Origin of the sequence: Actinoplanes sp. NPDC026619, from assembly GCF_040638295.1 — a bacterium.
Classification (GTDB): Bacteria; Actinomycetota; Actinomycetes; order Mycobacteriales; family Micromonosporaceae; genus Actinoplanes.
In genome coordinates this window covers 214,169-228,354 of the sequence record NZ_JBEZYA010000001.1, presented here as the reverse complement: position 1 = coordinate 228,354, position 14,186 = coordinate 214,169, and the positions used below count along the sequence as shown (strand labels likewise).

General features: G+C 72.1%; 11 protein-coding genes and 1 pseudogene. 2 read left to right on the top strand and 10 right to left on the bottom strand.

Annotated elements, in window-relative coordinates:
• Positions 1–29: 29 nt before the first annotated feature.
• The 3 genes from AB0E90_RS01160 to AB0E90_RS01150 are packed head-to-tail and all read right to left on the bottom strand — an operon-like array spanning position 30 to position 3,679.
• On the bottom strand, positions 30–1,619 hold the full coding sequence (locus AB0E90_RS01160) for a GGDEF domain-containing protein (protein ID WP_360397650.1): 1,590 nt from the start codon (positions 1,617–1,619) through the stop codon (positions 30–32).
• A 9-nt stretch (positions 1,620–1,628) separates the two neighbouring features.
• Positions 1,629–3,050, bottom strand: coding sequence for a glycoside hydrolase family 76 protein (locus AB0E90_RS01155; protein WP_360397648.1), 1,422 nt, complete (start codon positions 3,048–3,050; stop codon positions 1,629–1,631).
• A 47-nt stretch (positions 3,051–3,097) separates the two neighbouring features.
• Positions 3,098–3,679 (bottom strand): hypothetical protein, encoded by a 582-nt coding sequence (locus AB0E90_RS01150; protein WP_360397646.1) that lies wholly within the window; start codon positions 3,677–3,679, stop codon positions 3,098–3,100.
• A 154-nt stretch (positions 3,680–3,833) separates the two neighbouring features.
• On the opposite strand from AB0E90_RS01150, the gene AB0E90_RS01145 reads away from it, so the two are divergent.
• A complete protein-coding gene (locus AB0E90_RS01145) occupies positions 3,834–4,223 on the top strand; it encodes a DUF6188 family protein (RefSeq protein WP_360397644.1) in 390 nt (129 codons plus the stop codon).
• Between the two features lie 141 nt (positions 4,224–4,364).
• Here AB0E90_RS01145 and AB0E90_RS01140 read toward each other — a convergent pair whose 3' ends face one another.
• The gene (locus tag AB0E90_RS01140) at positions 4,365–4,715 is read right to left on the bottom strand and encodes a hypothetical protein (protein ID WP_360397642.1); all 351 of its coding nucleotides are present in this window, start codon (positions 4,713–4,715) and stop codon (positions 4,365–4,367) included.
• Positions 4,716–4,774: 59 nt separating this feature from the next.
• On the opposite strand from AB0E90_RS01140, the gene AB0E90_RS01135 reads away from it, so the two are divergent.
• Positions 4,775–5,545 (top strand): hypothetical protein, encoded by a 771-nt coding sequence (locus tag AB0E90_RS01135; protein WP_360397640.1) that lies wholly within the window; start codon positions 4,775–4,777, stop codon positions 5,543–5,545.
• Here AB0E90_RS01135 and AB0E90_RS01130 read toward each other — a convergent pair.
• From AB0E90_RS01130 to AB0E90_RS01105, 6 genes and pseudogenes are all read right to left on the bottom strand, one after another.
• Complete coding sequence (locus tag AB0E90_RS01130) at positions 5,475–6,968, bottom strand: MFS transporter (RefSeq protein WP_360397638.1); 1,494 nt, start codon at positions 6,966–6,968, stop codon at positions 5,475–5,477. The two genes, AB0E90_RS01135 and AB0E90_RS01130, sit on opposite strands and share 71 nt — an antisense overlap.
• Positions 6,969–7,482: 514 nt before the next feature.
• Positions 7,483–8,163 (bottom strand): annotated as a pseudogene (locus tag AB0E90_RS01125) (AMP-binding protein); the annotation flags it as partial.
• Positions 8,164–8,367: 204 nt separating this feature from the next.
• A complete protein-coding gene (locus AB0E90_RS01120; RefSeq protein ID WP_360397636.1) occupies positions 8,368–8,583 on the bottom strand; it encodes an AMP-binding protein in 216 nt (71 codons plus the stop codon).
• Between the two features lie 73 nt (positions 8,584–8,656).
• The gene (locus AB0E90_RS01115) at positions 8,657–11,440 is read right to left on the bottom strand and encodes a BTAD domain-containing putative transcriptional regulator (protein WP_360397634.1); all 2,784 of its coding nucleotides are present in this window, start codon (positions 11,438–11,440) and stop codon (positions 8,657–8,659) included.
• 86 nt (positions 11,441–11,526) lie between these two features.
• Positions 11,527–13,767, bottom strand: a complete 2,241-nt coding sequence (gene katG / locus AB0E90_RS01110) for a catalase/peroxidase HPI (protein WP_360397632.1) — start codon at positions 13,765–13,767, stop codon at positions 11,527–11,529.
• On the bottom strand, positions 13,767–14,186 hold the full coding sequence (locus AB0E90_RS01105) for a Fur family transcriptional regulator (RefSeq protein ID WP_360397630.1): 420 nt from the start codon (positions 14,184–14,186) through the stop codon (positions 13,767–13,769). The genes katG and AB0E90_RS01105 overlap by 1 nt, the downstream gene beginning before the upstream one ends.

Below are 14,186 nucleotides of genomic sequence, written 5' to 3'. Positions count from 1 at the left end.
AAGGTTCGGCTGGTTGGCGTTCGGTTGCGTCACGCCATCGCGTAGGAGCCCTTGCCGTCCCGTTTCACCGCGTACATGGCGTGATCCGCCTCGCGCAGCAGCGAATCGCCGTCGCCGGTCCGCTCGCCCGCGACCGCGATGCCGATGCTCACGCCCACCCGGGCGGTGCCGAAGCCGGCCAGCTCGATCGGGGCCTCGACCGCCTGCACCATCCGGGCGGCGATGTCGCGGGGGTCGTCCTCGGCGCCGGCCAGCAGGACCGCGAACTCGTCCCCGCCGAGCCGGGCGACCGTGTCGGCCGCCCGCACGCACGTGGTCAGGCGCCGGCCGACCTCATGGAGCAGGGCGTCGCCGGCCGCGTGCCCCCAGCGGTCGTTGACCTGCTTGAAGTCGTCCAGGTCGACCAGCATCGCCACCACCGGGCCGCCGGCCTCGACCGCCGCATCCAGGCGCTCGGCGTACAGCGAACGGTTGGGCAGGCCGGTCAGGCCGTCGTGGAAGGCGTGGTGGCGCAGGCGGGCGGCCAGGGCGTCCCGCTCGGCGAGCGAGTCGCGCAGGCCGGCCTGGGTCTCGTGCAGCTCCCGCACCTTGCGGTCGAGCTCGCCGAGCAGCCGGGCGTTCTCCCGGAACGCGCTGAGCTGCCGCAGCATCACGAGCAGCGTGCTGAGGGCGGCGCCGGCCAGGGCGATCGGCACGTTCGTCGACTCGTGCTCGACCACGGCGTGCGTGAGCAGCAGATAGGTGACCGCGACCGCGCCGTACGGAAGCAGGCTGTAAGGCTTGCTCCGCGCCTGGCGCAGGCGGCCCGCGTTGCCGGTGAGCTGGATCTGGTTGACCCGCAACGCGATCACCAGCAGGGCGTGTGCGGTCACCGTGCCGGCCAGGTACCAATGCAGCTGGTGGGCGGTGAGGCCGTCCTTGGCCATGGCGTCGGCGCCGGACTTGACGGCCGCGGCGCCCGCCCCGATCAGGCCGCAGGCCAGGGTGAACGGCGCGGTGCCGGACATCACGAGCTTGGCCACGACGAACACGCACAGCAGGATGAGGACCGGGCCGATCAGCACCTTCAACAGCGCGTTCGGCAGTTCCGGGGCGACCAGGTGCCAGCCGACGACGACGGCGGCCACCATCACGGTGGCCAGGTCCATCCAGAAGCGGGTGCGCTCCCGCCGGGTGCCGAACCCCAGCGGCACCGTGAGCAACGCGTACATCAGTCCGGCGCTGCCCAGCGCCAGGATGGCCAGCGAGACCTGGCCACCGGTCGCGGCGGCGTCGGCGAGCGGATCGCGGAAGGTGGTGCCGATCTGCGCCAGATCGCCGATCAGATAGATCGCGCCGGACGCGGCGACCGACCACCAGAACCGGCGGATCGGCGCGGTCAGGCCCGACGTCCGGGCCGTGGACCGGGCCACCCAGACCAGGAAGACGTGGATGACGGCGACGAGCGGCCAGGCGGCCGCCACAGGAAGCAGCCCGGTTGCGAACAGCACGACCGCGACGGCGGTGCCGCCGAGCAGCCAGGCCAGCAACGGGTCCTTCCGCGTCAGCTCCATCACCGGCCCCATCGGCAGGGCGACGGCCGGCTGAAGGCCTTCCGCCGGCCAGCCCCCGAAAGTCACCCGCTGAGGTTACGGCGCGGCGTTGAGCAGGTCGAGCGCGCTGTGCTGACAACTGTGATTGGTGCCGCGGAACGGCCCGGCCCAATGCGAGCCGTACGCGTCGATGCTGTCCCGGTCGTTCGCGTAGGCGCTGTCCGCGTTGCGCTGCAGGTAGGTGTTGTAGGCGCCGCCGGTCGCACTGTTCAGCACCCCCAGCCCGCGGATCGCCGCGCCCTTGAACGACACCCCGTCGCCGCTGCACGCGTCCGGCTCGTTCGGCTCCCGCAGGATTCCGCCGGGGGAGAGGTAGCCGCTGGTCGTCATCGCGTCGCCGATCCGGCGGGCGGTGGTGATCAAGCCGGCATCCCCGGTCAGCCGATTGAGCTCCACCAAGGCATTGATCAAGACCCCTTGGTTGTACGTCCAGGTCACGTCACCGTTGTTCTTGCAGGTGCTCAGGTTGACCCCGTCGTTGACCAGGTTGGAGCTGTTGAGCATGCCGGTGCTCTGGAACCAGGCCCAGTCGGCCAGGGCCCGCTGCCGGTAGACCGTGTCGCCCGCGATACGCCGGCTGAGCGCGGCGTTGAGCTGGATGAAGAGACTGTTGGGGATGGCGTTCTTGGCGGTGCGGGCGGTGTTCCACCAGACGCCGCCACCGCACTTGGTGTCCCAGTAGCTGTACATCCAGTCGGCGTCGGCGCGGGCGGTGTTGAGGTAGCGGCTGTCGCCGGTCAGGTCGTAGGCAGCCACCCAGGCCAGGCCCCACCAGCCGGTGTCGTCCAGGTACTCGTTGCGGAACTGCCCCTGCGCCGCATTGACCTGCTTGTCGTAGGTGCTCGCGATCGCGTACTGGTAGCTGTTCATGCCGCTGCGCTGGATGTTGTTGATCACCGAGGTCAGCGCGTTGGCGCCGGTCCACCAGCCGTTGTGGTCGAAGAGGCCGGTGCTGCGGTCGAAGCGCATCATCAGCGCGGTGGCCGCCGACGTCCGCCGGTCCCACGCGTTCCAGTTGCTGCGCGTCCACGCGGTGCAGGCGATCTCCGGCCGGTCGCCGGCCTTGCCGCAGGCGCGCAGCGCGCCCACCCCGGTGCTGCCCCAGTCGTCGACGTTGAACTGGGCCGTGCGCCATCCGGCCGAGCCGGCCGGGATCGTGGTGTCGCCGAGCTTGGAGCCGTCCGCCCAGCTCTGGCCACCGTCGAAGGACCGGTCCAGCCACACCTCGTCGCCGGCCGCACCGCTCTCGATCGAGGCCCAGGCCATCGCGTCGGTGTCGTTGACGTGCACCTTGAAGACGCGGCCGTAGAGGCTGCCGCTGACCGGCACCCGGTCGGCGGTCGCGAGCCCCGGGTCGCGGCCGTCGCAGTAGCGGTTGCAGACGGTGGCGGCTAGCGCCGGCGCCGCCGCTGCCGTTGTCACCAGGGCCACGGCCGTGAACAAGGCGGTCAGCTTCATAAAGTTAACAAAGCTGTTAGATCGTCAGATGTCAATGATTGCTGCCCCTAAGGGCAGAACTCGCGCAGCGCGGCCGAGTCGGCCGGGTCGATCCACTCGTAGGAGCCGCGCAACTGGTCGGCGATCTGCTCGACCGGCGTGACGGCCGCGGTCATCACGCCCCAGGGCATGTCGACGTGCAGCAGGGCCCGCTTGATCCCGCCCGGCAGGTGCGGGCTGTCCGGGCCGGCGCCACGCAGCAGCAGGCCGCCGGTGGAGACGTCCTGGACGTGCCCGCTCACCGGCACCAGGCGGCGGCCCGGCCCCGACTCGACCTGGGCGGTGCCGTTCGCGGTGTAGGTCCCGGGCTTGCGCGCGGCGCCGCGGCGCTGCACCACGTCGGTGGGCAGCCCGCCGGTCACGGTCAGCCGGCCGTCGCGCAGCTCGGCCTCGACCCAGGTGACGCCGGCGCTGGTGACCAGCTCGAGGATGCCGTACCGCCGGGTGCCCTGCTCGTCGAGGCTGAGCACCAGCATCGGCGGGAGCTCGGTGACGAAGTTGGCCTGCACCTCAGCCAGATTGATCAGGGGCAGGTCCGGCTCGCCCGGGCAGCGCAGGGTCAGGGTGGTGCCGGCCGGAACCGCGATCATCTCCCGAGGCTCTCACGGCGGGCCGCCCCGCCGCCGCCGAATTGATCAGCTGAGGGGCCCTTCGGGATTTAAGGCCCCGTTAACGAAGATCCAGTTACGGTCCTGCGCATCAACGGTCCGACAAGCCGATCGAGGGTTATTCATGGGGTCAGTCATGGCTGAGCAACGTGTGCGGCAGGCACGGCAGCTGGACCTGCTGATCGGGCAGAAACTGGAGTACGTGCGGCTCGACCACACGATCGTCCTGAGCCTGTCCGGCGGCAACCAGGTCGTGATCGAAGCTCCGGCCCTGCTGTCCGGACCGAACGGCCCGTTCGCCGTCGAGCCGGGCGTGACCAGTTCGGACGTCCTCGCGATGCTGCTCGGCGACGTCGTGCACGGCGCCCGGGCGCGCGAGTCCGGCGAACTGGCGATCTGTTTCGCCGGCGGTGCCGAGCTGCTGGTCGGCCCGGACGCCGACTTCGAGTCCTGGGCGATCGTCGGCCCGGACGGCCTGCTGGTCGTCTGCCTGGCCGGCGGCGAGCTCGCCGTCTGGGGCCGGTAGGTCACGACCGGCTGTTGAGAAAGCCCAGCACGACGGCCGTCCACCAGCCCAACTGTGAGATCCCGGTGGCGGCGGCGAATCGGGCGAGCGGCGGGCGGCGGCGCGACAACTGACCGGCATGGATCCCGTTCAGGCCGACGATCAGGACCGCGACGGCCTCCAGGGGCTGGGCGGGCCGAGGAACAGGCCGGTGGTCAGCAGACCGGCGAAGCCCAGCCAGATCGGCACGTGCGCGCCGGCCGCGGTGCGCAGGACGTCGTCGAGCGAGCGGCGGCCGGTCAGCCACAGCAGGCCGAACCAGTCGACCAGCAGCACCGCCCCGAAACCGACCACCACCGATACCAGGTGGCCGAACAGCGCGACGCCGTGCACCAGGTCGGAAGGGTGCTGCCGGGGCGCGCCGGCCACCACCGCAAGCCAGCACGCGACGACCAGCCCGCCCCGCCACACCGGCGACGCGGGCCGGCGGTGCCGGCCGGCTTCAGTGACCACGACAGGGAGACGGCGGCCGGGCCGCCGAAAAACACAAATGGCCAGTACGATCCCGGCCCATGGAATCTGTGGCCGCATGGTCGAAACCGGGCCGTGCCGTCGAACGGGCGATGACCGTGGCCGCGCTGACCGTCGCGCTCCTGCTCAGCCTTACGGCCATCGACGACTTCGACTCCACCACCCAGCGGGCAACTTTCGTGTTCACGCCCCTGTTGCTCGCCCACCTCATCGGCCAGGTGATCAACCTAGGGCTGCGGCCGTCCCCGTCCATTCGCCCGCCCGCCGCCGGCGTCACCGATCAGGGCGAGCCGGGCCAGGCTTTCCGGTACGCCCGATGGCCGGCCTACTGGGGCATGGCCGGCCTGGCCCTGGGCGCTGCCTTCATGACGCTGTTCGCAGTCGATCTGGGCCAGGCGGGCGGCGCCGCCTGGGCGCTGGCCGTCGTCTTCGCCGGGTTCGGGCTGGCCGCCGCGGCGTGTGTGGTCGTCGAGCTGCGCCTGGCGCCCGGCATGGTCGTCCTGACGCCCACCGGCATCTATCACCGTGCGTCCCGTCACGAGCACTTCGTGCCGTGGCCGGCCGTTACCGATGTGCTGGCCACGGAGCGCCGCCGGATGCCGTGCATCATCGTGCGGGCCGCACCGGCCGACGGCATCCGCCTCCGACGCTACCTCGGTCCGCTGGCGATGGCCGACAAACCGACGCTCATGATCATCCCGACCTACTGGCTCGGCGCGAACGCGGTGCCGGCCTACCGCGCTATGCGGTACTACTTCGAGCATCCGGACGAGCGGCCGGCGCTCGGTGCTCCTCATGCGGCCGGTTCCTGACCAGTGTCAGCACGACGACGGCGCCGAGAAGGAAGACGATCGCGGTGACGACCAGGACGGCATTCACGCCGGAGACGAAGGCGTCACCGATGGCCATCCGTACGGCCGGGGGCAGCTGACCACCGCCGGATCGGCCGTCCGCAACCGCGGCGGTGACCTGGTCGCCCACGGCGGCGGGCACGGCGCGCCCGGCCAGTTCGCCGGGCAGCTCGGCCAGCAGACGGCGGGCGAGCAGCGCGCCGAGCAGCGCCGACCCCAGCACCGAGCCGAGCTGGCGGATCGTGTTGACGATGCCGGAGGCCGCCCCGACCTGGGCGGCCGGGACGCCGGCCAGCGCGGCCGCGGTGCTCGGCGAGACGACCAGGCCGCAGCCGGCGCCGAGCACCGCGAAGTACGCCCACGCGCTGCCGAAGCCGGTGCCGGCGTGCTGGGTCATCAGGCCGAGACAGCCGCCGGCCGCCACCACCAGGCCGGCCGCCATCGGCGCCTTGAAGCCGGCGTGCCGAACGAGGGGACCGGCGAGTCCGGCCGCCGCGATGTAGACCCCGAACAGCACCAGCAGTCGGTATCCCATGTGGAGGGCGCTCAGTCCCTGGGCCCGTTCGAAGAAGAGCGCCTCGATGATCGCCACCCCGGTGAAGCCGAACATCGCGATCGCGGCCACCACGAGCACCCCGGCGAACGACGCGGAGCGGAACAGCCGCAGATCCAGCATCGGCGCCGGGCTGCGCCGCTCGACCACGATGAAGCCGGCGACGGCCAGGATCGTGACCGGGACGGCGGCGAGGAGGTGGTCGCCCTCGATCGCGGCGTAGACCGGGGCAGCGACCGCAATCGTGCCGAGGACCACGCCGGGCAGGTCGAGCCGGGCCGCCGGGCCGCGTGACTCCGGCACCCAGAGGCGCGCACCGGCGACCGTGACCGCACCGAGCGCGGCGGTGGGCAGGAAGACCGCGTGCCACGACGTGATCTCGAGCAGCGCCCCGGCCACGACCGGCCCGATCGCCAGCCCGATCCCGGAGGACGCCGCCCAGAGCGTGATGACCTCGGTGCGGCGGTGCGGGTCGGGGAACGCGTCGCCGAGGATCGCCAGGCTGTTGGGCAGGATCAGTGCGCCGCCGACGCCGGCCACGAACTGCCCGGCGATGGCGGCGGCGAGACTGCCGCCGGCGATCAGCAGCAGCGAGCCGGCCATCATCACGACCACACCGGCCACGAACAGCCGCCGCCGGCCGAAGCGATTGCCCAGGGTGGCCGCGGTCAGCACGAACGTCGCCACCGGCAGGGTGTACGAGCTGGGGATCCAGACCAGGGTGGCCGGACCGACCAGCAGGTCGTCCTGGATCGCTGACAGCGCCGCGGCCGACGTGGTGATCTGCAGGAACGTCATCATCGCGCCGAAGCACATGACGAGCACCGTCATCGGGCCGCCACCCCGCCGGCCAGCAGCATCTCCCGGCACCGGGAGCGCTGCACCTTGCCGCTGGTCGTGACCGGGAGGGCGCCGGTGGCCAGGAGCAGCACGTCGGCGATCTCGACGTCTGCTCGGCGGCCACCGCCGCGCGCACCGCGTTCGCCTCGTCGCCGGCCGGCTGCTCGCGCACCTCGACGGCGACGGCGAGCCGGCTGTCGTCCGCGCCGTACGGGAAGACCACGCAGCGCCGGCCGCCCAGGGCGGGGTGGCTGCGCTCCACGGTGTGCTCGATGTCCGGTGGCTGGATCAGCCGGCCGTCGTCGAGCACGATCAGGTCGGCGAGCCGGCCGATGACGAACAGCTCCCCGTCCCAGAGGAAGCCGAGGTCGCCGGTGCGCAGGTAGTCGCGCTGGTCGAAGCCGGTGAGGCGGGCGGCGAAGGCTTTCGACGAAGTGCCCGGCGCATAGCCGAGGGCGACGCTCGGCCCGTGCACCCAGATCTCGCCGATCGTGCCGGGCGGCAGCTCGGCGTGGCCGGCCGGGTCGGCTATCCGCACGGTCAGCCCGTCCGGGCGCAGCCCGCAACCGACCAGGGTGCGGCTGGTCGTCGCATCGGCGCCGAGCGCTGCGACACCGTCCTGGAGCGAGCGGCGGTCGAAGCGCACGGTCCGGGGCAGGCCGCCGAAGCGCAGGCCGCTCACGAAGACGGTGCCCTCGGCCAGGCCGAAGGCGGGCGCGAACGCGCTCTGCCGGAAGCCGCTGAACGCGAAGTGCGCGGCGAACCGTTCCATCGTGTCGGCGCGCACCGGCTCGGCCCCGTTCAACATGATCGCCATCGAGCTCAGGTCGAGGCCGGCCGCCTGGTCCCGGGTCACCCGCCGGACACACAGGTCGTACGCGAAATTGGGCGCGGCCGTGAGATTGCCGTCGGCCTCGTCGATGGCCCGCAGCCACGAACCGGGGTCGCGCAGGAACGCCATCGGCGGGATCAGCGTGCTGGTGCCGGCGTGGCTGACCGTGAAGAGCAGCAGCGCCAGGCCCATGTCGTGGAAGTGCGGCAGCCAGCTGACCGTCCGGAACTGCCGGACCTCGGGCGCGATCGACCGGGTGAAGTCGGTCAGCATCGCCACGTTGTGCGAGTAGTTCTGGTGGCTGACCAGCACCCCCTTGGGCCGGCCGGTGGAGCCGGAGGTGTACTGGAGCACGGCCACCTCGTGGCGGGCCCGATCGGACTCCCAGGGCAGCCCGGCCGCCGCCGCATGGTCGACGGTCGCGTAGCGGCCGAGCACCGCGGACGCCTGCCCGCCGAGCTCGCGGATCACGTCCTCGCTGGTGAGGACCAGGGCGGCCGACGCCGGCGCGACCTGTCGCGGACCGGCCAGCGGGACCGCGATCACCCCCGCGTACCATCAGCCGAACAGCGCCGGCAGGAAGTCGGGGTCAGCTGGGAACAGCAGCGCGACGCGGTCGCCGACCGAGGTGACCGACCGCAGCAGCGCGGCCACCGCTTGCGCCCGGCGGTCGAGCTCGCCGTACGTGAGCTGATCGGATGTTCCGGCCAGCCGGATCGCCACCCGGTCCGCGTGCTGTCCGGCGTGCCGCCGGAGAAGCTGGACGAGATCCATGGTTCCCCCTCAGTTGGTTCGGACTGAGAGGGTGGACAGGCGATCTTGTCCGTCGCTTGGGCCGGCTTGCGCCCTACTGCAAGTCGAGGGCGGCGGTGAGTCGTTCGAGGTCGGGGTAGCGGGCCGACTTCATCAGGCCGACCGCCTCCGCACGGATCTGTTGCGCGGCCCGCTCGTCGCCGGCGTCGCGGTGGCAGCCGTACAGCCCGACCAGCGGCTCGATTCGCTGATAGCTGGACTCGCCGAAGATCTCGAGGGCGGTCTCGAACGCCGCCATCGCCGCGTCGATGTCGCCCGAGTGGCGTTGCAACCGGCCGATGTCGACCCAGGTCGCGGCGACGCCGGCGACGTTGCCGGTCCGCTCGTGCAGGTCAACCGAACGCCGGAAGCAGTCGATCGCCGTACTGATGCCTCCGGGTCCGTAGTAGTGGAACCACCCGATGACGATCAGGCAGTTCGACTCGCCCTCGAGGCGCTGCGACTCGGCGACCTTCCGGTAGTGCTCACCGGCCTCCACGGCGTAGGGATAGGCCGCGATCGCTCGCTCGCGGGTCGGCACGCCGGCCAGGCCGGAGACCGACAGCGCCAGGCTGAGCAGACCGTGCCCGAGCCGGATCGGGTCGTCGAGCCCCCGGGCGATCTCGACCGACCGTTCCAGCGCCGGCCGTGCTTCGGCGGGCTGATGGTGCCGCAGGTGACCGCGGCCGATCAGATAGTTGAGGTAGCTGATCCACCACCGCTCGCCGTCCCGTTCGGCGTAGGGGAGTCCGGCCCGGGCCAGCCGGATCGAGTCGTCCATCATGAAGTGGAGGTCCTGCTGGAAATCGGCGAGCGCCCAGGCGAAGCCGGCGGAGAAGGCGGGCCACGCCTCGGCCACCGCCATCAGATTGTCGTACTCGCTCTCCAGCCACGACATCGCTCCCCGCTCGTCGCCGTCGGCGAACTCGACCGGCCAGGCCGATTCCGGTACGTCGTCGAACATCCGGGCACGGAACGTGTAGCAGATCTTGGCCGCGCCGGCCGCCGAGTAGAGGTGGTGCTCGGCCAGCCGGCGCAGCACGTCGCGCCGGCACTCGGCGCTGTCGACGTTCCCGGCCAGCTCGGTGGCGTACGCCCGCAGCAGGTCGTGATAGCCGAAGCGGTCCGGCTGCCGTTCGGTGAGCAGCTGCGCGTCGCACAGCAGCCGCAGCAGCCGGCGGGTGCCGGCCCGGTCGCCGCCGGCCACCGCGGTCGCCGCGGCCAGGGTCACGTCCGGCCCCGGATGCAGCGCCAGGCGCCGGAACAGCGCCGCGGCGTCGTCCGGCAGATGGCGGTAGGACCAGGAGAAGACCGTGCGCAGGTCGTGCTTGACGCCCGGCACCGCGAACGCGTCGAGGCCGTCGTCGGCCAGCTCGGCCGCCACCGCCGCCAGCGGGAACTCGGCGGCCCGGGCGGCGACCACGGCGAGTGCGAGCGGCAGACCGCCGCACCGCGCGAGAATCACGTCCAGTGCGGGCGAGTCGGCCGCGCCGAGATAGGCCCGCGCCTCCTCGTCGGTGAACGCGTCCAGCCGCATCGGCCGGGCACCCTCGGCCAGAACCAGCCCGGTGAGCCCACCCCGGCAGGTCACCACGACCGCGCAGCCGGGCGTGCCGGGCAGCAGCGGCCGCACCTGCGCGGCGCTGCGGGCGTTGTCGAGCACCAGCAGCATCCGCCGGCCGGCCAGCACGCTGCGGTAGAGCGCCACCCGCTCGTCCAGGCCGGGTGGCACCCGCTGATCCGGGATCCCGAGCGCGCCCAGGAAGCCGGCCAGGATCTCGCCGGGCTCCGCGGGGGCGTCCTCCGGCCCGAATCCGCGCAGGTCGGCGTAGAGCTGGCCGTCGTCGTACCGGGCCGCCACCCGGTGCGCCCACCGCAGCGCGAGGGTCGTCTTGCCGACCCCGCCCGGCCCGGTGATCACGGTGAGGACGGAGCCGGCGTCGGCCTGCGCGGTCAGTCGGCGCAACTCCGCCTCGCGGCCCGCGAAGGCCGCGCTCGGCCGGGGCAGCTGCGCCGGCCGTACGCCGCCGGGCTGGTTGGTCGCGCGCATCGCCTCGACCGCGACGTCGTCGTCGAGCAGCTCCGGGCGTTGCTCGCGGATCGCCTGCGCCAGCCGCACGAGATCGCGCTCCGGGTCGAGGCCCAGCTCCTCGGCCAGGTAGCGGCGATGGCGCCGCAGCGCTTCGAGGGCGTCGGCGGACCGGTTGGCCAGCCACAGCCCGATCGCGAGCAGCCGCCAGGCCGCGCCGCGCAGTGGCTGGGCGTCGGTCAGGGCGTTCGCGGCCACCACGGCGTCGTTCGGCCGGCCGGCGCGCAGCATCGCCTCGATCATGCGTTCCTGGGCGGAGCCGCGCAGTTCGTCGAGGCGGGCGATCTCGGGCCGCGCCCAGTCCTCGTCGGTGAACTGCTCGTAGGGTGTGCCGCGCCAGCCCGCGAGGTGTTCCCGCAGCAGCGCCAGCGCGCGTTCCGGCGGCATCCGCGGCGCCGCGCCCAGCGCCCGTTCCAGGGCCCAGGAGTCCACGGCGTCGTCGCCCAGCCGCAGTGCGTACCCCGCCGGCTCGCTCACCAGGACCTTCGGCGCGGCTCGCGGCAGGCGGTCCGGTTCCAGCTGACGGCGAAGGCGGGAGATGTACGCCTGGAGCGAACCCGCCGCACTCGGTGGTGGCCCGGCCGGCCACAACTGGTCGGCCAGCCGATCCGCGGACACCGCCCGGCCGTTCGCCGCCACCAGCATCGCCAGCACGGCCAGTTGCCGATCCGCCCCCGACCGGATGGCCCCGCCGACCCGGACCTCGACCGGCCCGAGAACTCGTACCTCGATCATCGTGCTGAGGAGCATGCCAGCCGTTGCTTGCAGGCGGCTTGCATCCTCCTCAGCACGAAACGAGCCCGGCCACCGTGGCCGGGCTCGTTCAGCAGTGCGGATCAGGTCAGATCGAAGCGGTCCAGCTCCATGACCTTCGTCCAGGCGGCCACGAAGTCGGCCACGAACTTCTCGGCGGCGTCGGAGCTGGCGTAGACCTCGGCGAGGGCGCGCAGCTGCGAGTTCGAGCCGAAGATGAGGTCGACCGCGGTGGCGGTCCACTTCAGCTCGTCGGTGGCCGCGTCGCGGATCTCGTAGACGTGCTCCTCGGACTTCGACGCCTGCCAGCGGGTGCCCGGCGACAGCAGGTTGGCGAAGAACTCGCCGGTGAGCTTGCCCGGCGTGCCGGTGAGCACGCCGTGCTCGCTGCCGGCGACGTTGTTGCCGAGCGCCCGCAGGCCGCCGACCAGCACGGTCATCTCCGGCGCGGTCAGGTTGAGCATGTAGGCGCGGTCGACCAGCAGGACCTCCGGCTGGGTCTTCTCGCCCGGCCGCAGGTAGTTGCGGAACGCGTCGGCCCGCGGCTCGAGAACGGCGAACGACTCGACGTCGGTCTGCTCCTGGGTGGCGTCGGTGCGGCCCGGCCGGAACGGCACGGTCACCTTGACGCCACCGTCGGCGGCGGCCTTCTCGACGGCGGCCGAACCGGCCAGCACGATCAGGTCGGCGAGCGAGATCTGCGCGCCGCCGGCCTCGTTGAACTGCTTCTGGATCGTCTCCAGGGTGCTCAGCACCGAGGCGAGCTGCTCCGGCTGGTTCGCTTCCCAGCTGCGCTGCGGCTCGAGGCGGATGCGGGCGCCGTTGGCGCCGCCGCGCTTGTCGGTGGAGCGGTAGCTGGCGGCCGACGCCCACGCGGTGGAGACCAGCTGCGCGACGGTCAGGCCGGAGCTGAGCACGGTCGACTTGAGCGTGGCGATGTCGGCCTCGCTCACCAGGGCGCCCTCGTGCGCCGGAACCGGGTCCTGCCACAGCTGCGCCTCGGCAACCCACGGGCCGAGGAAGCGGGCGACCGGGCCCATGTCGCGGTGCAGCAACTTGTACCAGGCCTTGGCGAACGCCAGTGCGAACGCATCCGGGTCGGCCAGGAAACGACGGGAGATCTGCTCGTACGCCGGGTCGACGCGCAGCGACAGGTCGGTCGTCAGCATCGTCGGCTTGTGCTTCTTCGCCGAGTCGTACGCATCCGGGATGATCTCGTCGGTGGTCTTGGCGGTCCACTGCTTCGCGCCGCCGGGGCTCTCGGTGAGCTCCCACTCGTACCCGAAGAGGATCTCGAAGAAGCGGTTGCTCCACTGGGTCGGCTTGTCGGTCCAGGTGACCTCGAGGCCGCTGGTGATCGCGTCCGCGCCCTTGCCGCTGCCGTGCGTGCTCAGCCAGCCGAGGCCCTGCGCGTCGAGCTCGGCGCCCTCGGGCTCCGGGCCGACGTGGCCGTCGGCGACACCGGCGCCGTGGGTCTTGCCGAAGGTGTGGCCGCCGGCGATGAGGGCGACGGTCTCCTCGTCGTTCATCGCCATCCGGGCGAAGGTCTCGCGGATGAAGTGCGCCGCCGCGAGCGGGTTGGCGTTGCCGCCGGGACCCTCCGGGTTGACGTAGATGAGGCCCATCTCGGTCGCGCCGACGCCCTCGGACATCGACTTGTCGTCGACGTAGCGACCGGCGAGCCAGGTGTCCTCCGGGCCCCAGAAGATCTCCTCGGGCTCCCACACGTCCACCCGGCCGAAGCCGAAGCCGAAGGTCTGGAAGCCCATCGATTCCAGCGCCACGTTGCCGGCCAGCACGAGCAGGTCGGCCCAGGAGATCTTCTGGCCGTATTTCGCCTTGACCGGCCAGAGCAGGCGGCGGGCCTTGTCCAGGTTGGCGTTGTCCGGCCAGCTGTTGAGCGGGGCGAACCGCTGCCCGCCGTCGCCGGCGCCACCACGGCCGTCCTGGATGCGGTAGGTGCCGGCGGCGTGCCAGCTCAGCCGGATCATCAGGCCGCCGTAGTGGCCGAAGTCGGCCGGCCACCACTCCTGCGAGGTGGTCAGCACGTCGGTGATGTCGCGCTTGACCGCGTTTGCGTCGAGCTTCGCGAACTCGGCGGCGTAGCTGAAGTCGGCGCCGAGCGGGTTGCCCTTGGGCGAGTGGGCGTGCAGCACCGACAGGTCGAGCTGGTTGGGCCACCAGTCGCGGTTGGTGCGGGGCCGGCCACCGGTCTTCGGGGTGGGCGCGTCGATCGCCGGGTTCTCGCTCTCACTGCCGTGCGCGGTCACGGAGTCGTGCGCGACCGGGCAGCCACCGGCGTTGGAGTCCTGGGTGTCGCTCATCAGTTTCCTTCCGAACAGGCGGGGCAGAAGCCCCAGTAGACGACCTCCGCCTCGTCGATCACGAAGCCGTGGTCGTTCGAGGCAGTGAGACAGGGGGCATGGCCGACGACGCACTCGACGTCGGCGATCGCGCCGCAGGAGCGGCACACCACGTGGTGGTGGTTGTCCGACACCCGCGTTTCGTAGCGGGCGGTCGCACCGGCGGGCTCGATGCGCCGGACCAGACCGGCGGTCGTGAGAGCACGCAATACGTCATACACCGCCTGGTGCGAGACCGTGGGATGATCCGCTCGCACGAGTGCGATAACGGTGTCGGTGTCGACGTGCGGGTGGTCGCGCAGGGCAGCGAGCACCGCCAGCCGGGGCTTGGTCACGCGCAACGAGGCCGCCTTGAGCTGCGCCTCGAAGTCGGGTGTCAC